Raw genomic sequence first — 18793 nt, forward strand, 5'->3', positions numbered from 1 at the left:
GCATTGCGGCAGGCGGCGAAGCGGCCTTTAAGGCGGAACGGGCGGACGGCGGGCATGAACCAACTGCGCAAGATCGGATCAGACGTCGTGGCCGAGCCCGACCGGCATGAGGCGGCGTTCGTCAACGTTCCGCTGCGCCAACGGCTCAAGGAGGCGTTGCTGCGCCGCATCCTGGGCGGCCATTACGATCCCGGCGAGCGCCTGGTGGAGTTGCGCATCGCGCAGGAATTCGGGACCAGCCAGGGGCCGGTGCGCGAAGCGCTGCGCGAACTTGAGGCGACCGGCCTCGTCACCAACCTGCCGCGGCGCGGGACATATGTCGCCGAGGTGATGGGCGACGGACTGCGCGAGATCTATGCAGTGCGCGGCGCGCTTGAAGAGCAGGCGACCAGGACCGCGACGGCGAAGCGGAGCTGCGACCTGGCGCTGTTGCAGCGCGAAGTCGACATGATGCATGCGGCCGCGCTCGCGGGCGATACGCATGGCGTGGTCGAGCATTCGGTGAAGTTCCACCGCGCCATCATGCAGGCGGCGGGCAACCGGCTGCTGCTCAACATCTGGCAGTCGCTGCAGATCGAGACCCGCACCACCATCACCATGCTAGTCGAAGGGCTCGACCTGGTGGAGATCGCCGACAGCCATCAGCCGATCGTCGATGCGATCGCCAGCGGCGACGCCGAGCGGGCGGCGTGCGTGGCGCGTGAGCATCAGGAATATTTCGAGCGGCTGCCGGTGCCGACCCGCTCCGGATCCTGAGCCGTTCGGCTCAGTCTGCCGGGCGGAAATGCTTCGACAGCTTCAGGCCCTGCGCCTGATAGTTCGAGCCGAGGTCGGTCCCGTAGAGCGCCTTCGGCCGCGACAGCATGTGTTCATAGACGAGGCGGCCGACGATCTGGCCATGCTCCAGGATGAACGGCACTTCGTGGCTGCGCACCTCCAGCACCGCGCGGCTGCCGGTGCCGCCGGCTGCGGAATGGCCGAAGCCGGGGTCGAAGAAGCCGGCATAGTGGACGCGGAATTCGCCGACCAGCGGATCGAACGGCGTCATCTCGGCGGCGTAGAGCGGCGGCACGTGCACCGCCTCGCGAGACACAAGGATGTAGAACTCGTCGGGGTCAAGGATGAGTTCGCCCGCGCCGCCGCGATTGTAGAGCGGCTCCCAGAAATCATAGACGCCGTGGGCGGCGCGCTTGTCCACATCGACCAAGCCGGTGTGGTGCTTGCCGCGGTAGCCGATCAGGCGGCCGGCATCGCCGCTGAGGTCGATCGAGAGCGCTATGCCGCCGCCCGAAATGTTCGGCATTTCCGATGCGACCAGCGTTTCGCTCGCATGCAGCCGGTGAAGCTCGGCTTCCGAGAGCAGGGCATTGCCGATGCGGAAGCGGATCTGCGAAAGCCGCGAGCCGGTGCGCGCGATGATCGGGAAGGTGCGCGGGCTGACCTCCAGATAGAGCGGCCCGGAATAGCCGGCCTGGATCTTGTCGAATTCCTGGCCGCGGTCGGTCATGACGCGGGTGAAGATATCGAGCCGGCCGGTCGAGCTTTTCGGATTTGCCGAGGCCGAGACGCTGGCCGGCAGGTTCAGGCTTTCCAAAAGCGGCACGATGTAGACGCAGCCGGTTTCGAGCACCGCGCCATTGGTCAGGTCGATCTCGTGCAGCTTCAGACGGTCGAGCTTTTCCGAAACGCGGTGGTTTGGCCCCGGCAAAAAGCTGGCGCGCACCCGCCAGGCTCTTTCGCCGAGCCGCAGGTCGAGGCTCGCCGGCTGGATCTGGTCCGCGTCGAGTTCCCTGGCGGACGCCAGCGCGCCGGACTGAAACAGCCCCGCAATGTCCTGATCCGGAAGAATGCCCGTCTGCCGCAAGCGCCTACGCTCCTTCAAAAATATCCGGCGAGGTTTAATGAAGCCGGCAATTGACGCAAGCCGGCCGTCGGTCTAATGGACATTTATCCCGTGGTGATTTGGCCGGTCGGCTTGCAGCCACGTTAAATAAATCGCTAAAGGGCCGTTGATGGACCGGTTGCGATTTTCGCCGCCGGTTTTTTTGTTTTTTGGGGACAGCGCAATGACCATCGAAAAGAAGCGCAACTGGAAGCCCGCAACCCAGCTCGTTCATTCGGGAACGATGCGTTCCGGCTTCGGCGAGACCTCCGAGGCGATCTATCTGACGCAGGGCTATGTCTATGACACGGCCGAGGCCGCGGAGGCCCGCTTCAAGGGCGAGGAGCCGGGCTTCATCTATTCGCGCTACGCCAACCCGACCGTCGACATGTTCGAAAAGCGCATGTGCGCGCTGGAAGGCGCCGAGGATGCGCGCGCCACCGCGTCCGGCATGGCGGCGGTTTCGGCCGCACTCCTGTGTGGCGTCAAGGCCGGCGACCATATCGTGGCCGCCCGCGCCCTTTTCGGTTCTTGCCGCTGGGTCGTCGAGACGCTGATGCCGAAATACGGCGTCGAGGCGACGCTGGTCGATGGCACGAAGATCGAAAATTGGGAGCGGGCAGTGCGCCCCAACACCAAGCTTTTCTTCCTCGAAAGCCCGACCAACCCGACGCTCGAAGTCATCGACATAGAGGCGGTGGCGCGGCTGGCGAATTCGATCGGCGGCCGGCTGGTGGTCGACAATGTGTTCGCCACGCCGCTGCAGCAGAAGCCGCTCACGCTCGGGGCGCATGTCGTCGTCTATTCCGCAACCAAGCATATTGACGGCCAGGGGCGGTGCCTCGGCGGGGTCATCCTGTCGGACAAGAAATGGATCGATGAGAATCTGCACGATTATTTCCGCCACACCGGCCCGAGCCTGTCTCCGTTCAACGCCTGGACGCTGCTGAAGGGGCTGGAGACGCTGCCGGTGCGCGTGCGCCAGCAGACCGAGAATGCGACCAAGATTGCCGACTTCCTGGCCGAGCGGCCGGAGGTGGCGCGGGTCATCTATCCGGGGCGCAGCGATCATCCGCAGGCCGATATCGTCAGGAAGCAGATGCTCGGCGGCTCGACGCTGATCTGTCTCGATCTGAAGGGCGGAAAAAAATCCGCCTTCGCCTTCCAGAACGCGCTGGACGTGGTGCTGATCTCCAACAATCTCGGCGATTCCAAGAGCCTGATCACGCATCCGGCGACCACCACGCACAAGAACCTCTCCGACGAGGCGCGCGCCGAACTCGGCATCGGGCCAGGAACGCTGCGCCTGTCGGTCGGACTGGAGGATGCCGGCGATCTGCTGGAGGACATCGAGCAGGCGCTGAAGATCGCTGGGTGAGGTCGCATTGACCGCCCTTGCATAGTGGCAGCGCGGGGTGTGCTGATTCTTCCTTCTCCCACAAGGGGAGAAGGGAGAGGCGCACACCTCACCATTGCCACGCTGCGTTTCCGCCCTGGTCATTGAACGAGCCCTTCGACAGGCTCAGGAGTGGGAAGCGGGGCGCGAGGCCAACGCCTTCCTAATTTTTATACGTGGCGCGAACTCCGCGCCCCGCCGGTGATTTTTCAGCCCCCCGTTTCCCAGCCTGCGGACCTGCCGACATACGCCGGTGGTTTGCCGTGCCAGCGCGAGCGATATACGGCGCCTCGTGCCCGTCTTAGCGGACAGTCGTGGAAACTCTGGACGACCTTCCGCTTCCGCGGCCACGTTAGCCGCTTCCCCGGAACACCGGTTCCTCCCCGCAAATCACCGTCATGACCGGCGTTCCCGCAGGAGAAACTGCCGGGGATTATGCGGGGAACGCAGGGGGTGATGGACAAATTTTTCGCATTTTTCTCGCCAGCCGTTGAAATGACAGGGTTATTTCCGTCGTGCCGGGTGGGTTTATTCACGCGGGAAGCGTGCCGCTTGCGCCGGCATGGCCGCCGTGGGACATCTCCGGCCCGGCCGGCAAGGCAGGAATCGAAAGCATGCGGCGGCAACAGCCAGAGGCGGTTTCCATGAGACCTTTCGCGGTTACGAACCGCGGGGTGCTGTCGATCGCCATACCGATGACGCTCGCCTACCTGACCACGCCGATGCTCGGGCTGGTCGACACGGCGGTGGTCGGCCAGTTCGGCAACGCCGCACTTCTCGGCGGCCTCGCGGCGGGCGCGCTGGTGTTCGATGTGGTTTTCACCACCTTCAATTTCCTGCGTTCGGGAACGACCGGGCTGGTGGCGCAGGCCTTCGGTCGCGGCGACGAAATCGAGGAGCAGGCGGTGTTCTGGCGCGCTTTCGCCATCGCGCTGGTCGCGGGCCTGGTGCTGGCGGCATGCGCGCCGCTGTTTTCGATCGTCGGCATCTGGTTCATTGATGCGGAACCCGGCGTCAATGCCGCGCTGGACGAATATGTCCGTATAAGGCTTCTCGGAGCGCCGTTCGCGCTGATCAACTACGCGATCCTCGGCTATGTGCTCGGGCGGGGCGAGGGCGGTCTCGGCCTGGTCCTGCAACTCGTCCTCAACGGCATCAACATCGCGCTTTCCATCGCCTTGGGTCTCTGGCTTGGCTGGGGCGTCGCGGGCGTCGCTTGGGGCACGGTCGCCGGCGAGTTCGTCGCCATGCTGCTCGGACTTGCAATCGTGGTCGCCCGCTTCTCGAAATCGCCGCGCCTGCCGCGCGAGCGGCTTCTGCACGCCGAACCGTTCTGGGCCATGGTTTCGCTCAACCGCGACATCATGATCCGGTCATTCTCGCTGCTGGCGGCATTTGCCCTGTTCACGCGGCAGGGCGCACAATTCGGCACGCTGACGCTCGCCGCGAACGCCGTGTTGATGAACTTCTTCATGATTTCGGGCTTCTTCCTCGACGGATTCGCGACTGCCGCCGAGCAGCTGGCCGGCCGCGCTGTCGGTGCGCGCAACGCGCCTGCGTTCCGGCGGGCCGTGTGGCTGACGTCGATATGGGGTTTCGGCCTCGCCGGCGTTGCCTGCGCCGCATTCCTGCTCGGCGGGCGCGACCTGATCGCGCTGATCACCACGGCGGAGGACATTCGCGACATAGCCTCGGCCTACCTGCCATGGGCGGCGTTCACCGCCGTAAGCGGAGTGCTGGCCTTCCAGATGGACGGCGTCTTCATCGGCGCAACCTGGTCGACCGACATGCGCAACATGATGCTGCTTTCGCTCTGCGTGTTCGTGGCCGCGATGCTTGTTCTGACCGGGCCCTTCGGCAATCACGGCCTGTGGGCGGCGCTGCACATCTTCCTTATCGTAAGGGGACTGAGTTTGCTGGCGATCCTTCGGCTGCGGCTTCGGACCAGCTTTTAGGCAATCTGACTCGGGCTGCTCCGCCCCTCGTGGGTTTACCTCCACCGTTCAGGGGGAGGTGATCGCATATGGGCCATGTTTGTAGGCGAGGCAGGGCGGCCGCCTGTTCTGCACCGCCGTTGCCTTCCGACAAGGCGAGGCATGGATTCCCGACACTCTCCACTCGTGCTTCGCACTCGCTCACGAGGTCGGGAATGACGGATTTCACTTTCGTCTCCGCCAATCTCCAACGCTGGCGACTGGCGGAAGCGGTAAAAGAAGTCCGTCATTCCCGACCTCATGAGCGAGCGAAGCGGAGAGTGTCGGGAATCCATACCTCAACTTAGGGGGCGTCAGAATCCTCTCAGGTATGAACACCCGGCGAAACGTTCCTCGCACCTGATGCGCAGCCACATGCGATTGCCCTGCTCTCAAGGGTAAGGGTGAGGGGCAGTTTCTGCGTAATGCCCTACAGCGGCTTTGCGGCCCAGTGGGCGAGGCGGCTGTCGCGGATTTCGCGCAGGCTGGTTATTCCGTTGGCATCGGCGAAACGCGCCATGCCGCCGACGATGCGGCCGGGCAGCGCCGGGCCGGCATAGATCATCCCGGTGTAGAGCTGGACCAGATCGGCGCCGGCGCGGATTTTTTCGAGCGCGGTATCGGCGGAATTGACGCCGCCGACACCGATCAGCGCCAGATCGGGGCCGACGAGCCGGCGCATTTTTGCGAGCACGGTCGTCGAGCGTCCGAACAGCGGCTTTCCCGACAGGCCGCCGGCCTCGCCCGAAAAGGCGCTCGACTGCAGATTGGGGCGCGAGATCGTCGTGTTCGAGACGATGACGCCGTCAATCGCCTTGTCGACGACTTCGGCGGCGATGTCCTCAAGCTCAGCCTCGTTGAGATCGGGCGCGATCTTGAGAAAGAGTGGCGTCTTGCGCCCGGCGCCGTCCGGCAGGGCCTCCCGCGCGGCGGTAATACGCGAAAGGAGTTCGGCGAGCTCGGCGCGCGCCTGCATGTTGCGCAGGCCCGGCGTGTTGGGCGAGGAGATGTTGACGGTCAGGTAGGAGGCGTGGCGAGCGAAGCGCTTCACGCCGAACTCGTAATCGGCGATGCGGTCGGCGCTGTCCTTGTTGGCGCCGATATTGACGCCGACGACGCCCGGCCGGCCCGCGCGCGCTGCGAGCCGCTCCTCGCAGCGCGCATGGCCCTCATTGTTGAAGCCGAGGCGGTTGATGACGGCTTCGTCCTTTGTCAGCCGGAAGATGCGCGGCTTGGGATTGCCCGGCTGCGGCAACGGCGTGACGCTGCCGATCTCTGCGAAGCCGAAGCCGAGATCGAGCAGCGCATCCGGCACATCGCCGTTCTTGTCATAGCCGGCGGCCATGCCGAGCGGATTGGGGAAATCCAGGCCGCAGATGCGGACCCTCAGCCGCTCGTCGACGGGCGGCTTCGAGGCGACCGGCAATCCGCATTTCAGCGCCTTGATCGACAGGCCGTGCGCGGTTTCGGGATCGAGCGTGAAGAGCAGCCGCTGGCCGAGCCGGTCGATGCCGTTCATGAAGGCTCCAGCGGCGGAAATTCGTGGCCGTTCGCGCTGAGCGGCAGCGGCTTGGCCCAGATCACCGCCGACAGGTCGAGAGCGCCGTAGAGATGCGGGAACAGCGCGCCGCCGCGCGAGGGCTCATATTTCAGCGCCGGCCCGAGCTTTTCGGCGTCGATCGCCACCAGGAGCAGGCCGGTCTGGCCGGCGAAATGCCGGGCTGCGGTCTCCTCAACCTGATCGGCGGTGGACAAATGGATGTAGCCGTCGGCGATGTCGATCAGCGCGCCGGAAAAGGTTCCAGAATTTTCGGCCTCGCGCCATAGCGCTTCCGGGCATATCTTGTAAACGGTCTGTCGCATGCGCGCCCTATAGGCCAGAAGCCGGGCCGGGAAAAGGGGAGGAGTCTCCCTATTTACGGCGCAAACCGCGGGCATCGTGCCCCCCGGATCGCGAATGGAGGAAGTCATGCGTGCCATTGCCACCGTCGTTGCTGCGATCGCCATGTCGTTTGCGGGCGCACCGGTCTTCGCCCAGGACAATACCGACCGCTACACGCTGGAAAAGACTGATAACGGCTATGTCCGGATGGATCGGCGGACCGGCGAGATGTCGCTGTGCGAGGAACGCGCCGGCCAGCTCGTCTGCAAGCTGGCGGCCGATGAGCGCGCCGCCTTCCAGGCCGATACCGAGAGGCTGGAGGCAGCGATCGAGGCGCTCGAGGAGCGCGTCGCCAAGCTGGAGAGCGGGCTGACGGCCAAGCTCGACCAGGCGCTGCCGACCGAGGAGGAGTTCGAGAAGACGATGAGCTATATGGAGCGGTTCCTGCGCCGGTTCATGGGCATCGCCAAGGATTTGGAAGAGAAGCCGGATCAACCGCAAACTCCGCCCGCCGACCCGCAGAAGACGTAATCGCCTATTCCGGGACGGCTCATTCCGGCTGGTAGGCCTCGAAGCCGAACATCACGAAGATCATCGAGATGGCGAAGAACAGGCAGGCGACGGCGAGCGAAGCCTGCCCGAAACGCGCATAGACATCGCGCATCACGGTCGCGAACACGAAGCGCGAATGCTCGCTGGCGGGCCGCGCCTTGTCGTCGAGATACATCCAGACTTCGGTCGACTTCGGATTCTGGCGGGCTGCCGCGTAGGCCTTCCAAATGAGGATGGCGGCCATCAGAAGCGTCAGCATGGCGCCGGCGCGGAAGGCCGATACGGGATTGAACGAGAAGCCGACCATCACGCAGGTGATCGCCAGCGAACCGAACATCACGGCGCGCCCGATGCAGAAAACAGCGACTTCCCTTATTTTCTCCATCGAAGAGATCCGTCTGTGCCTAGCGTAACTGTGCAGAGGGACGCCTGTTCCCGGCAAGTAAATTTCCGGCGATCCGCCCGGGCGTGTTGATATTCAGGTGATGCCGGCATGCCCTGACCTGAATCTCAACACGGCCTGATGGGGCTTGTAGGCGCCTCGTTTCGAATGCAGCTTGAAAACCCCGGACTTCCCCGCATAATCGGCGTTCAGCCGCTGCCAGAAGAAAAAAGCGGAGGGATGGGGAGGGATCAGTGCCGTCAGGCTACAAGTTCGTCATCGCGGACGACCATCCCCTGTTTCGAGGCGCGCTGAAGCAGGCGCTGTCCGGCATCGCCGATGTCGCGACGATCCTCGAGGCCGGGGATTTCGAGGCGACGAAAGCGCTCGTCTCGGCCAACGAGGATGTCGACCTCGTTCTGCTCGACCTGTCGATGCCCGGCGCGAGCGGCCTTTCCGGCCTGATCTCGCTGCGCGGCATTCATTCGGCGGTGCCCATGGTGGTGGTGTCGGCGCATGACGACGCCGAGACGATCCGGCGCGCGCTGGAACTCGGCGCGTCCGGCTTCATCTCGAAATCGGCGAGCATGGAAGACATTAGGGCGGCCGTGATGACGGTGCTGTCGGGCGGGATCACAGCGCCCGTCGGCATCGATCTCGGCGTCGAGCGCGACCCGGAGATTTCCGACCTGATCAAGCGGCTGCAATCGCTGACGCCGCAGCAGGCGAGGGTACTCGGCATGCTGGCGGAAGGGCTTTTGAACAAGCAGATCGCTTATGAGCTCAGCGTATCGGAAGCCACGATCAAGGCGCATGTCTCGGCGGTCCTGCAGAAGCTCGGCGTCGACAGCCGCACCCAGGCGGTGATCCTCTTGTCCAAGATCGGCACCGACCCGCTGCCGGCCTCATAGCGCCAGAACGATCAGCGCTCGCCCAGAAGCGCCGCCAGCACTTTCAGGTCGACATTGCCGCCGCTGAGCACAATGCCGACGCGCTTGCCGGCGCAGGCGACCGTGCCATGCATCACGGCCGCGGCGGCGAGGCAGCCTGTCGGCTCCACGACGAGCTTCATGCGCTCGGCGAAGAACCGGACCGTCTCGAGCAGTTGCGCGTCCGAGACCGTGACAATGTCGTCGACCTTGTCTTTCAGGATGGGGAAGTTGTGGGCGCCGAGATGGGTGGTGAGAGCGCCGTCGGCGATGGATTTCGGCACGGGGATGCGAACCACCTCGCCCTTGCGCAATGATTGCTGGCCGTCATTGCCGGCCTCCGGCTCCACGCCGACAATGGTGCAGGCGGGCGCCGTCGCCCGGGCAGCGAGCGCGCAGCCGGCAAGCAATCCACCGCCGCCAAGCGGGACGACAAGCATGTCGATCGCCCCGACCTCCTCGATCAGTTCAAGCGCGGCGGTGCCTTGTCCAGCAATAACGTCGGGATGGTCGTAAGGCGGGATCAGAGCCGCCCGCTGCTGGGCAGCAAGGCGATGACTGATCTCCGCGCGGTTCTCGGTGTAGCGGTCATAGAAGACGATCTCGGCGCCGTAGCCTTTGGTCGCGGCAATCTTAATCTCCGGCGCGTCCTTCGGCATGACGATGGTCGCCGAAACGCCCTGGAGCCTGGCGGCATACGCAACCGCTTGGGCGTGGTTGCCGGACGAATAGGCGACGACGCCGTTTTGGCGAACGCCCGCCTCCAGCGCGGCTATTGCGTTGTAGGCGCCACGAAACTTGAAAGCGCCGCCCCGCTGCAGGTTCTCCGCCTTGAAGAACAGGCTTGCCCCGACCCTTGCATCGGCGGTTCGCGAGGTCAGAACCGGCGTCTTGTGAGCCGCGCCGGAAATCCGCGCCCGCGCCGCCAGCACATCGTCGAAGGTGGGTATGCGCAAGGGAGGCAATGAGGGGTCGAGCACTGGGTGTCCTCCAGATTCATCCTGGAAAGTGGTCATCGAGATGGATGCGACTTACTCCGCCGCCTGCGCCATCCGCCGCACGCGGGTCATCATCGAGCGCAGGGCAGCGGGCTTCACGGGCTTGTTGACCACCGGCACGTCGATCAGGTCGGCGGCGGCGCGCACCTCGTTGGAGCGGTCGGCGGTGAGCAGCATCGCTGGCGTGCCGCTGCCGTAGAGGGTCCTCAGCTTGCGGATCGCGTCAAGCCCGGTTTCGCCGTCGAGATGATAATCGGCGAGGATCAAATCGGGAGGATCGCCGGCCGGCCGGCCGTGATCGAACGGTTTGGAGCCCGGATGAATGCTGACATTGCAGCCCCAACCTTCCAGCAGGAGCCGCATGCCTTCCAGGATGCGGGCGTCGTTGTCGATGCAGATTACGTTGAGACCGCTCAGCGCGCCGACTGCCGGCAATGGCGGGCTGGCCTCCGTCGCAAGGCCAGGCTCCAGCGCCTGGGTTACCGGGAGAATGACCGAGAAGCGCGTGCCCTTGCCGCGGCCGGAATCGATCTGGATTTCGAGCCGGAGCACGCGGGCGATGCGATCGACGATAGACAGGCCGAGGCCGAGACCCTGCGCCTCGCGCACGCCCTCGTCGAGCCGGGTGAATTCGCGGAAGACGGTGTTGAGCTTGTCGGCGGGTATACCGATGCCGGTGTCGAACACCTGAAGCTCGGCGAGTTCGCCCCGCCGCCGGACGCCGACCAGAATACGCCCGCTGCGCGTGTATTTGATGGCGTTGGAGACGAGGTTCTGGATAAGACGGCGCAGCAGGTTGCGGTCTGTCTCGACGGTGATCGAGGACGGCACGATGACCAGTTCGAGGCTCTTTGCGGCGGCCATCGGCTGGAAATCGGTGCCGATCTGGCGTAGCAGCCCGTCCAGCCGGAAAACCGTCGCGGCAGGCTTCATGGCGCCCGCGTCGAGGCGCGAAATGTCGAGCACCGCCCCGAGGATGGTTTCGACCGATTCCAGCGACGATTCGATGTTGGCGGCGGCTTCGCCGGGCGCGCCCCGGCCTGCCCGCTCGATCAGCGAGGCGCAGTAGAGGCGCGCCGCGTTCAGCGGCTGCAGGATATCGTGCCCGGCAGCCGCGAGGAAGCGCGTCTTACCGAGATTGGCTTCCTCGGCGAGCATCTGCGCCTGCGCCAGTTCCTCGTTGACGCGCGTCAGCTCGGCGGTGCGGCTGCGGACGCGCTGTTCCAGCGATTCGTTGGCGCTCTTCAGCGCGAGGTCGGATTTCACGCGCGCCGAAATGTCGGCATATGTCGCGACGATGCCGCCGTCCGGCATCGGATTGGAGCGGAGCTCGATAATCCTGCCGCTAGTCTTCAACTCGATCTGCCAGGGACTGCCGAAAGTGGTGAGGCGGTTCAGCGTGGCGACGCGGGAATCGGCGGGGATGTCGCCGCGCGCCGCCAGGAAGCGCAGGATCTGGTCGAGCGAGACGCCGACCTGACCCATCTCGTCGGGCAGGTCGAACAGCGCGCGATACTGGCGGTTCCAGCAGGTCAGGCGGAAATCCTGGTCGAACACGGTGATGCCCTGCTCCATCTGGTCGAGCGCGATCTGGAGGAGGTCGCGATTGTGCTGCAGGGCCTCGGTCGCGTCGTCGAGCAGGCGGAACGCATCCTTGGAGGCGCTGTCGTGGCGCTGGAACAGGAGCGACAGGATCAGCCGCGCGGATGAGGAGCCGACGGCGCTGGCTAGCAGCTGCTCGGAAAAGCGGACCACTGCCATGCTGGCCTGCTCGTTGCCGTTGAGTTTCAGGCCGCCGGTGTTCTCGAATGTCTGGAACGAGCGCTCGGTGCGCTCGACGCCGAGATAGCGGGCGATCGTGTCCTTCAGATCGTTGACGGTGATCGCCGTGCGGAAACGCCTGAGGCTTGGCATCGGGCTCGCGTCGCGCGGCACGAAGATCGACGCCTGGATGCGTTCGAGCGGCACGGAGGCGCGGGACAGCGAGCCGAGCACGAAGAACAGGAGATTGACCGACAGGCTCCACATGACGCCGTGATTGAGCGGTTCGGCGACGGTGCCGAACAACGCCTGTGGCCGCAGCGCCTCGATGCCGAAGGGGCCATGGGCGAGAATTTCCGTGCCCGGCGCGGCGAGTGATGGAAAGAGCAGCGTGTAGGCCCATACAGTGATGCCCGCCACCATGCCGAGCGCTGCGCCGCGCGCATTGGCGCCGCGCCAGATCAGGCCGCCGAAAAATGCCGGCGCGAACTGGGCAATTGCTGCAAACGACATCAGTCCGATCGATGCGAGCCGCGCATTGCTAGTGCTTTCGCGGTAATACAGGAACGCCACGAAGAGGATGAGGAAGATCGATCCGCGCCTGATGTTGAGGATCAGGCTCGACCAGTCCTCGGTCTCGCGGGCTTCCGATTTCAAGAGCCGCCGGACGAACAACGGGATGATGAGATCGTTGGAAATCATGATCGACAGCGCGACGCTGGCGACGATCACCATGGCGGTTGCCGCGGAGAGGCCGCCGATGAATGCGGCCATCGCCAGCAAGTTCTCGCCGCTTAGCAGCGGCAGCGACAGCACATAGAGATCGCTGCTCGTCCGCGTTCCCACCAGCGCCAGCCCGGCGAATGCAATAGGTAGTACGAACAGGTTGATCGCCACCAGATAGAGCGGGAACACCCAGGTGGCGGTCTTGAGTTCGATCTCGCTGCGATTTTCGACGATCATCACGTAGAACTGGCGCGGCAGCATGATGATTGCGAAGCCGCTGATGACTGTAAGCACCAGCCAGGTGCCGAGCGAGGTGCTGTAGCCCATCGCGTCGCGGACATTGGCGTTCTCGGCGAGCTTTGCAATCATGTCGCCCGGCCCGTCGAACAGGACGAAGGTGACCATCAGGCCGATCGCCAGGAAGGCGGCCAGCTTCACCACCGACTCGACCGCCACGGCGAGGATCAGCCCGTCCTGATGCTCGGTCGCATCGGCATGACGTGTCCCGAACAGCACGGCAAACAGCGCAAGCAGCATGGCGACCACCAGCGAAATGTCGCTGACGAAGGGATCGAAAGATGGCGGCGCGCCGGTGTAGTGCTCGACCATCAGGCTGACCGAGCCCGAGATCGCCTTGAGCTGCAAGGCGATGTAGGGCACCGCGCCAATGGTGGCGATCAGCGTGGCGATCGAGGCGACGGCGAAGCTCTTGCCGTAGCGAGCGCCGAGGAAATCGGCGATCGAGGTGATCTTTTCGGCCTTGGCGAGCTTGATGATGCGCCGGAGCAGCGGAAAGGCGAAAACGAACACCACCACGGGGCCGATATAGATGGCCAGGAATTCGAGGCCGCGTTCGGATGCCAGCCCGACCGATCCGAAGAACGTCCAGGAGGTGCAGTAAATGGCGAGGCTGAGCGCGTAAATATAAGGCCGGGGCCTGCCCGAGCCTTTGGCCGCGGCCCGCCGGTCGCCCAGGCTGGCGATGACGAAAAGCAGCGTCACATAGGCGACCGCGATGATGACGATGACCCAGCCCTGCACGCCCGGATGTTCCTCCCTTCAGGCGCCCTTGCGCCTCAAGCACGCAAGGCAATCACAGCTTCGGCAGCAAGTCCATTGCGCCATGGACTAAGGTCAACTGCCGGGCAAGCGGAATTTTACCGGTTTTGCAACCGGGGGTTTTTGCTATTGTGCGGTTGCTTCGGCGGGGGAGCGGATCCGGTCGTCGCCGGCGGACAGGAGAGGGAACGATGATCAGGGAATTCCAGGAATTCATTTCAAAGGGCAATGTGATGGACCTCGCGGTCGGCGTCATCATCGGCGGCGCCTTCGGCCTGATCGTCTCGTCGCTGGTCGCCGACATCATCATGCCGATCGTGGGGCCCATCTTCGGCGGTTTCGACTTCTCCAACTATTTCCTGCCGCTGTCGTCCAACGTCACCGCAAACTCGCTTGAGGAAGCCCGCAAGCAGGGGGCAGTGTTCGCCTGGGGCAATTTCCTGACGGTGCTGATCAATTTCCTCATTCTCGCCTGGATCATCTTCCTGATGGTGAAGGGCGTGAACAGCATGCGCCGCAGGCTTATTGCGGAAAAGCCGACTGAGCCGAAAGCTCCGCCTGCCGACATCGCGCTGCTGACGGAAATCCGCGATCTGCTGGCGAAAAAATAGATCCAGCTGAATGCCGGCCTGCAAATGGCGGCTGGGCCTTACCTGAATCTCAACGAAGCTAAACCGGCCCCGCTGCCTCGCGGCCGGGTTTCGTTTGCGCCGCCCGGAACGGCGCGGTAGCAACAGCGCTCAACTGTAGAATTCGGGGTAGCCATGAAACTGATCGACGATCTGCGCAGCGAGGCTCGCCTGGCGCCCGAAAGTGGCATCGTCGCCGTGGCCAATTACGGTTGGGGGCGGGCGGGTCTGATCCCGCTATGGGCGGGAGAGGGCGACCTGCCGACGCCGGAGTTCATTTCGCAGGCGGCCGCACGTGGGCTGTCAGCGGGCGAGACCTTCTACACCTGGCAGCGCGGCATTCCGGAACTGCGCCAGGCGCTCGCGCGCTATCACGCCCGCCATTTCGGCAAGGCGTTCGCGCCGGAGGAGTTTCTGGTGACCGGCGGCGGCATGCAGGCGATCCAGCTTGCGTTGCAGGCCACGGCGGGCGCTGGCGACGAGGTGATCTACCTGTCGCCGGCATGGCCGAACTTTCCCGGCGCGGCGGGCGTCGCTGGCGCCAAGCCGGTTGCCGTCAGGCTGGACCAGACCGGCAATGGCTGGACATGCGAAGTCGCCAAGGTCGAGGCGGCGGTGACCGATCGCACAAGGGCCATCTTCGTCAATTCGCCCTCGAACCCGACCGGCTGGACCGCCGACCTGGATACGCTTCGGGCAATCCTCGATCTCGCCCGGCGCAAGAATCTCTGGATCATCGCCGACGAGATCTATGCGCTGTTCCATTATGGCGGCGTCAGGGCGCCGTCCTTCATGGATATCATGGACGAGGATGACCGCATCCTGTTCGTCAACACGTTCTCCAAGAACTGGGCGATGACCGGCTGGCGCATCGGTTGGCTGCGCGTGCATCCGGCGCTGCAGCAGACATTCGAGAACCTGATCCAGTATTCGACCTCGGGCGTGGCGCAGTTCATGCAGCGCGGGGCGATCGCGGCGCTGGATGAGGGCGACGATTTCCTGGCGGCGCAGATCGAGCGCGCGCGGCAGGCGAGGGACATCGCCTGCGATATACTCGGCGCAACCGGCCGCGCCCGGTTCAGCGTGCCGCAGGGCGCGTTCTATCTGTTCTTCACCGTCGACGGCATCGCGGATTCGCGCGCCGCGGCCTTCGAGATCGTTGACCGCGCCAATGTCGGGCTGGCGCCCGGAACCGCCTTCGGAGAGGGCGGCGAAGCTTTTTTCCGGCTATGCTTCCACCGCCGGCTGGATCAGGTCGAGGAGGCGGCGAACAGGCTGGCGGAGTGGATCAGGACGGTTTGACGATCAGCCCCGCGCCGTCTTGCGGGGCCGGCCGCCTTTGAGGCCGTTGCTTCTAGCCGCCGCGGCTTTGGCCGGCGAAGTCTTCCGGCCGGCGATGCCTGCCAACTCGCGTGTCATCCAGGCGCGCGTTCCGAAAATGCCCGCCACCAGCGCGGGAACGTAGAGATCGACGTCCAGCGTTGGCCAATGCAGGTTCAAGCCGAGACCATCGACGATTATGGTCGCCAGATCGACGTCTTTAGCGCCTTGAAGGTCCTGAACCAGATGCGCCGGAAATGCATAGGTGCAGCCATTGACCAGATCGATCACCACGCGGCCTGATGCGGGGTCATAGCGGGCGGCTGAAGCCCGGCTCTCGTTCTCCATAACAGTTCGACCGCGAGCTTCGGCCGCATCGAATGTTTTATCAGTCATTCTGGCCATGGATACGCTCCCATTCTCCCAGGAATTCGTCTCGATGTTTAACAACCTCGGCCAACAAGCGCCGCATGTCCGACCGTTTGATGCCGATGCTGAACACCAGTTCGGGTGCGCCGTCCGCTCCAAGCAGGTTGATCTTCGCATGGCCGGCGCCGGTCAGATGAACATGGGCCGGCTCGTGATCGGCCGTATAGATCACAAACCGGAAGCCATGAGCACGGTGGACGACGACCATCAGCCAAAAATAACCCATCGGATGGGTTATTGCCAGCCCCGATTTAGCTCACGAAGGAAGCGTCAATTCAGATCTGATTTCAGTCGACAGTAAGAACTCTCACCCGCCCGATTTCGGCACCAGCAGCGGAATGATGCGCTCGCTCTTGGCGACTGCCGGACGCCCGGTCGCGCCGTAGGAGATGCCGAGCGCATCCCAGGTCTCGACCAGCGCGTCGCGCAGCGTCTCGATCAGGGCATCGGAATGGAACGGCGTCGGCGTGATGCGCAGCCGCTCGGTGCCGCGCGGCACCGTCGGATAGTTGATCGGCTGGATGTAGATGCCGTGGACGCCGAGCAGGCGGTCGGTCGCCATCTTGCAGAGTTCGGGATCGCCGACCAGCACCGGGACGATATGCGTGGCGGAGGGCATGACCGGCAAACCTGCGGCAGCCAGGATATCCTTGGTCCGCTCCGCCTGCCGCTTCTGCGCTTCGCGCTCGGCCTGCGACTGCTTGAGGTGGCGGATCGAAATGGTGGCCGCAGCCGCGATCGCCGGCGGCAGCGCGGTGGTGAAGATGAAGCCAGGCGCATAGGAGCGCACCGCGTCGATCACGGCGCTCGCGCCGGTGATGTAGCCGCCCAGTGTCCCGAACGCCTTGGCGAGCGTGCCCTCGATGATGTCGATGCGGTCGGCGAGGCCTTCGCGCTCGGTGATGCCGCCGCCGCGCGGACCGTACATGCCGACGGCATGGACCTCGTCGATATAGGTCATTGCGTTGTATTTCTCGGCGAGCTCGACGATCTGTTCGATCGGAGCGATGTCGCCGTCCATCGAATAGACGGATTCGAAGACGATTAGCTTGGCGCGCTCGCGGCCTGCCGCCTGCAGCAGGCTTTCAAGATGGGCGACGTCGTTGTGGCGGAAGATCTTCTTTTCGGCGCCCGAGCGGCGCACGCCCTCGATCATCGAGGCGTGGTTCAGTTCGTCGGAAAGCACCAGGCAGTTCGGCAGGAGGCGGGCAATCGTCGAGATCGACGCCTCGTTGGAGACGAAGCCCGAAGTGAAGACCAGCGCAGCTTCCTTGCCGTGCAGGTCGGCGAGTTCCTTTTCAAGCTCGACCAGCGGGTGGTTGGTGCCGGAAATATTGCGCGTGCCGCCAGCGCCCGAACCCATCCTGCCGGCGGTCTCCTGGAAGGCGGCGATCACGGCCGGGTGCTGTCCCATGCCGAGATAGTCGTTGGAGCACCAGACGGTGATCTCCTGTTCCTGGCCGTTGGCGCGCCAGATGGCGCGGGGGAAGGAGCCGGCGATCCGCTCGAGATCGGCAAAGACGCGATAGCGACGCTCGGCATGAACCTGGTCGATCGCTTCCTCGAAAAACCGCTGATAGTTCATTCTGATTTCCCAGTTTGGCGGCGATCATAATCACTGCCGATTTTTGCGTCCATGACCGAAACTCGGTCAAAATGCCACGGCTTGCCCGCCTACAAACAAACACAAGCCCTTTGCTATTGCATTGACCGGAAACAATGGGCCTTTTCGTCGAAGGTTAGCGAGATGGTTCCAGATGCAGGCACGCGACTGAACGCGCCCGGTGAATTGAAGTGTGTTGCCATTATCCCGGCGGCGTTTCACATAGTTCATTAAGATCAGCGGAGATTTTGCAATGAGCGTTCTGGTAACCGGCGGCGCCGGCTACATCGGCAGCCACATGGTGTGGGAGCTGCTCGATGCCGGCGAAGAGATGGTCGTGCTCGACCGGCTGTCGACAGGCTTCGAATGGGCGGTCGCCCCGGAGGCGAAGCTGGTCGTCGGCGACGTCGCCGACGGCGAACTCGTGGGTTCGCTGATCCGCGAGCATTCGGTCGACGCCATCATCCATTTCGCGGGTTCGATCGTGGTTCCGGAATCGGTCACCGACCCGCTCGGTTATTACGAGAACAACACCTGCAAGACCCGAGCGCTGATCGAGACGGCGGTGCGCGGCGGCGTTCCCAATTTCATCTTCTCCTCGACCGCAGCCGTCTATGGCGCGGCGGGCCTGGAGCCGGTCCGCGAGGATGCGCGGCTTGCGCCGGAATCGCCCTACGGCCTCTCCAAGCTGATGAGCGAATGGATGCTGCGCGACGCCGCAGCCGCGCACGGTATTCGCTACACGGCGCTGAGATATTTCAATGTGGCCGGCGCCGACCCGAAAGGCCGGACCGGCCAGTCGACGCCCGGCGCCACCCACCTGATCAAGGTGGCCAGCGAAACCGCGCTCGGCAAGCGGCCTTCCATGCAGGTCTTCGGCACGGATTATCCGACGCCGGACGGCACCTGCGTGCGCGACTACATCCATGTCAGCGACCTGGTCGCCGCGCATCGGCTGGCATTGGAGCGGCTGCGCGCCGGCGGCGACAGCCTCGTCGCCAATTGCGGCTACAGCCACGGCTATTCGGTGCTCGAGGTGATCGAGAGCGTGCGCCGTGTGTTCGGCGGCGACTTCGACGTCAAGGTCGGCGGCAGGCGGCCCGGCGACGCGGCGTCGGTGATCGCCAATTCCGATCTCGCCCGACGCGAATTCGGCTGGACGCCCGCCCATGACGACCTCGACGCTATCGTCGGCGATGCGCTATCGTGGGAAAGGAAGCTCACCGGCAAGAACTCGGTGCGCGGCTGAGGCGACTCTGCCGGGCAGCGTTC

17 protein-coding genes and 1 riboswitch are annotated in these 18793 nt (G+C 64.3%); of the genes, 8 read left to right on the forward strand and 9 right to left on the reverse strand.

Features of this window, described 5'->3' with window-relative positions; translation table 11 throughout:
• Window positions 1-54: 54 nt before the first annotated feature.
• The gene (locus G6N73_RS13530) at window positions 55-756 is read left to right on the forward strand and encodes a GntR family transcriptional regulator (RefSeq protein ID WP_165028351.1); all 702 of its coding nucleotides are present in this window, start codon (window positions 55-57) and stop codon (window positions 754-756) included.
• 10 nt (window positions 757-766) lie between these two features.
• Here the strand turns inward: G6N73_RS13530 and G6N73_RS13535 are convergent, their stop codons facing one another.
• Window positions 767-1864, reverse strand: coding sequence for a 2'-deoxycytidine 5'-triphosphate deaminase (locus G6N73_RS13535; protein ID WP_165028353.1), 1098 nt, complete (start codon window positions 1862-1864; stop codon window positions 767-769).
• Window positions 1865-1944: 80 nt separating this feature from the next.
• Window positions 1945-2022, forward strand: a riboswitch (SAM riboswitch).
• A 44-nt stretch (window positions 2023-2066) separates the two neighbouring features.
• Here G6N73_RS13535 and G6N73_RS13540 point away from each other — a divergent pair.
• Window positions 2067-3260 (forward strand): O-succinylhomoserine sulfhydrylase, encoded by a 1194-nt coding sequence (locus tag G6N73_RS13540; protein WP_165028355.1) that lies wholly within the window; start codon window positions 2067-2069, stop codon window positions 3258-3260.
• Window positions 3261-3892: 632 nt separating this feature from the next.
• The gene (locus tag G6N73_RS13545; RefSeq protein ID WP_425484081.1) at window positions 3893-5233 is read left to right on the forward strand and encodes an MATE family efflux transporter; all 1341 of its coding nucleotides are present in this window, start codon (window positions 3893-3895) and stop codon (window positions 5231-5233) included.
• Between the two features lie 448 nt (window positions 5234-5681).
• On the opposite strand, the gene G6N73_RS13550 is transcribed toward G6N73_RS13545, so the two are convergent.
• Together G6N73_RS13550 and G6N73_RS13555 are read right to left on the reverse strand one after the other, a co-directional pair.
• Entirely contained in the window at window positions 5682-6770 is a 1089-nt protein-coding gene (locus G6N73_RS13550) for a quinone-dependent dihydroorotate dehydrogenase (protein WP_165028360.1), read from the reverse strand.
• Window positions 6767-7114, reverse strand: coding sequence for a DUF952 domain-containing protein (locus G6N73_RS13555; RefSeq protein WP_165028362.1), 348 nt, complete (start codon window positions 7112-7114; stop codon window positions 6767-6769). The genes G6N73_RS13550 and G6N73_RS13555 overlap by 4 nt, the downstream gene beginning before the upstream one ends.
• A gap of 106 nt (window positions 7115-7220) precedes the next feature.
• Here G6N73_RS13555 and G6N73_RS13560 point away from each other — a divergent pair, with 106 nt between their 5' ends.
• Complete coding sequence (locus G6N73_RS13560) at window positions 7221-7664, forward strand: hypothetical protein (RefSeq protein WP_165028364.1); 444 nt, start codon at window positions 7221-7223, stop codon at window positions 7662-7664.
• 19 nt (window positions 7665-7683) lie between these two features.
• Here the strand turns inward: G6N73_RS13560 and G6N73_RS13565 are convergent, their stop codons facing one another.
• A complete protein-coding gene (locus G6N73_RS13565; RefSeq protein WP_165028366.1) occupies window positions 7684-8070 on the reverse strand; it encodes a hypothetical protein in 387 nt (128 codons plus the stop codon).
• 251 nt (window positions 8071-8321) lie between these two features.
• On the opposite strand from G6N73_RS13565, the gene G6N73_RS13570 reads away from it, so the two are divergent.
• Window positions 8322-8978, forward strand: coding sequence for a response regulator (locus G6N73_RS13570; RefSeq protein WP_165028368.1), 657 nt, complete (start codon window positions 8322-8324; stop codon window positions 8976-8978).
• Between the two features lie 11 nt (window positions 8979-8989).
• Here G6N73_RS13570 and G6N73_RS13575 read toward each other — a convergent pair whose 3' ends face one another.
• Window positions 8990-9976: a threo-3-hydroxy-L-aspartate ammonia-lyase gene (locus G6N73_RS13575; RefSeq protein ID WP_343044616.1), complete on the reverse strand. Its 987-nt coding sequence runs from the start codon at window positions 9974-9976 to the stop codon at window positions 8990-8992.
• Window positions 9977-10027: 51 nt separating this feature from the next.
• The gene (locus G6N73_RS13580) at window positions 10028-13522 is read right to left on the reverse strand and encodes a PAS-domain containing protein (protein WP_165028371.1); all 3495 of its coding nucleotides are present in this window, start codon (window positions 13520-13522) and stop codon (window positions 10028-10030) included.
• A 209-nt stretch (window positions 13523-13731) separates the two neighbouring features.
• On the opposite strand from G6N73_RS13580, the gene mscL reads away from it, so the two are divergent.
• Together mscL and G6N73_RS13590 are read left to right on the forward strand one after the other, a co-directional pair.
• Window positions 13732-14151 (forward strand): large conductance mechanosensitive channel protein MscL, encoded by a 420-nt coding sequence (gene mscL / locus G6N73_RS13585; protein ID WP_165028373.1) that lies wholly within the window; start codon window positions 13732-13734, stop codon window positions 14149-14151.
• 153 nt (window positions 14152-14304) lie between these two features.
• Entirely contained in the window at window positions 14305-15471 is a 1167-nt protein-coding gene (locus G6N73_RS13590) for a pyridoxal phosphate-dependent aminotransferase (protein ID WP_165028375.1), read from the forward strand.
• A 3-nt stretch (window positions 15472-15474) separates the two neighbouring features.
• Here G6N73_RS13590 and G6N73_RS13595 read toward each other — a convergent pair whose 3' ends face one another.
• The 3 genes from G6N73_RS13595 to hemA all read right to left on the reverse strand — a co-directional run bounded on the left by G6N73_RS13595 (window position 15475) and on the right by hemA (window position 17503).
• Window positions 15475-15894 (reverse strand): DUF2442 domain-containing protein, encoded by a 420-nt coding sequence (locus G6N73_RS13595; protein WP_165028377.1) that lies wholly within the window; start codon window positions 15892-15894, stop codon window positions 15475-15477.
• On the reverse strand, window positions 15878-16126 hold the full coding sequence (locus G6N73_RS13600; RefSeq protein ID WP_165028379.1) for a DUF4160 domain-containing protein: 249 nt from the start codon (window positions 16124-16126) through the stop codon (window positions 15878-15880). The genes G6N73_RS13595 and G6N73_RS13600 overlap by 17 nt, the downstream gene beginning before the upstream one ends.
• Window positions 16127-16225: 99 nt before the next feature.
• The gene (gene hemA / locus G6N73_RS13605) at window positions 16226-17503 is read right to left on the reverse strand and encodes a 5-aminolevulinate synthase (RefSeq protein ID WP_165028381.1); all 1278 of its coding nucleotides are present in this window, start codon (window positions 17501-17503) and stop codon (window positions 16226-16228) included.
• A 271-nt stretch (window positions 17504-17774) separates the two neighbouring features.
• Between hemA and galE the strand changes: the two genes are divergently transcribed.
• Entirely contained in the window at window positions 17775-18770 is a 996-nt protein-coding gene (galE, locus tag G6N73_RS13610) for a UDP-glucose 4-epimerase GalE (RefSeq protein WP_165028383.1), read from the forward strand.
• Window positions 18771-18793: the final 23 nt, after the last annotated feature.

It is taken from the genome of Allomesorhizobium camelthorni, from assembly GCF_011045125.1.
Classification (GTDB): Bacteria; Pseudomonadota; Alphaproteobacteria; order Rhizobiales; family Rhizobiaceae; genus Allomesorhizobium; species Allomesorhizobium camelthorni.

What these genes read in the sequence shown, in the direction of transcription:
- mscL (WP_165028373.1), top strand. Translation starts at nt 13,732, where the DNA reads ATGATCAGGGAATTCCAGGAATTCATTTCAAAGGGCAATGTGATGGAC.
- G6N73_RS13595 (WP_165028377.1), bottom strand. Translation starts at nt 15,894, where the DNA reads ATGGCCAGAATGACTGATAAAACATTCGATGCGGCCGAAGCTCGCGGT.
- G6N73_RS13560 (WP_165028364.1), top strand. Translation starts at nt 7,221, where the DNA reads ATGCGTGCCATTGCCACCGTCGTTGCTGCGATCGCCATGTCGTTTGCG.
- galE (WP_165028383.1), top strand. Translation starts at nt 17,775, where the DNA reads ATGAGCGTTCTGGTAACCGGCGGCGCCGGCTACATCGGCAGCCACATG.
- G6N73_RS13590 (WP_165028375.1), top strand. Translation starts at nt 14,305, where the DNA reads ATGAAACTGATCGACGATCTGCGCAGCGAGGCTCGCCTGGCGCCCGAA.
- G6N73_RS13600 (WP_165028379.1), bottom strand. Translation starts at nt 16,126, where the DNA reads ATGGTCGTCGTCCACCGTGCTCATGGCTTCCGGTTTGTGATCTATACG.
- G6N73_RS13540 (WP_165028355.1), top strand. Translation starts at nt 2,067, where the DNA reads ATGACCATCGAAAAGAAGCGCAACTGGAAGCCCGCAACCCAGCTCGTT.
- G6N73_RS13530 (WP_165028351.1), top strand. Translation starts at nt 55, where the DNA reads ATGAACCAACTGCGCAAGATCGGATCAGACGTCGTGGCCGAGCCCGAC.
- G6N73_RS13565 (WP_165028366.1), bottom strand. Translation starts at nt 8,070, where the DNA reads ATGGAGAAAATAAGGGAAGTCGCTGTTTTCTGCATCGGGCGCGCCGTG.
- G6N73_RS13550 (WP_165028360.1), bottom strand. Translation starts at nt 6,770, where the DNA reads ATGAACGGCATCGACCGGCTCGGCCAGCGGCTGCTCTTCACGCTCGAT.
- hemA (WP_165028381.1), bottom strand. Translation starts at nt 17,503, where the DNA reads ATGAACTATCAGCGGTTTTTCGAGGAAGCGATCGACCAGGTTCATGCC.
- G6N73_RS13555 (WP_165028362.1), bottom strand. Translation starts at nt 7,114, where the DNA reads ATGCGACAGACCGTTTACAAGATATGCCCGGAAGCGCTATGGCGCGAG.
- G6N73_RS13545 (WP_425484081.1), top strand. Translation starts at nt 3,893, where the DNA reads ATGCGGCGGCAACAGCCAGAGGCGGTTTCCATGAGACCTTTCGCGGTT.